The 392-nt window shown below is 61.0% G+C and carries 1 protein-coding gene; it reads left to right on the top strand.

All coding sequences use genetic code 11. The annotated features are described in order from the left end of the window. Nucleotides 1–351 (top strand): amidohydrolase family protein (locus tag AC1DBD_RS17890; RefSeq protein WP_476982734.1); only part of this gene is annotated, 351 nt, incomplete at its 5' end. Between the last annotated feature and the right edge of the window lie 41 nt (nt 352–392).

Genomic DNA, 392 nt, shown 5'->3' with positions numbered 1-392 from the left:
GACTTGAGCTACTCCGACCCCGTGCGCACTGATCGCGTGCTGGCGGACTTCCCTAAGCTGAAGGTCGTCGTTGCGCACGGCGGCTGGCCCTGGGTGACCGAGATCCTGCATATCGCGTTCCGCCGCCCGAATATGTACCTTTCGCCGGACATGTACTTCTCGCGGATGCCAGGCTGGGAGGAATACGTCAAGGCCGCGGATTCCTTCCTCGCAGACCGCATGCTGTACGCAAGCTCGTTCCCATTCTGCCCGGTACGGGACTACAAGCAGTGGTTCGAAACATTGCCGATCCGTCCCGAGAACCTCGAAAAGGTGATGGGTGGCAACGCCCGCCGCCTGCTGGGCATCTAGAGTTCGACATGGACGTCAAGACGCTCTACACGCTGGTAGCC

This window comes from Arthrobacter sp. 10T419 (assembly GCF_056394105.1).
The sequence above is the reverse complement of the archived record's forward strand: the minus strand, read 5'-3'. Positions and strand labels throughout refer to the sequence as shown.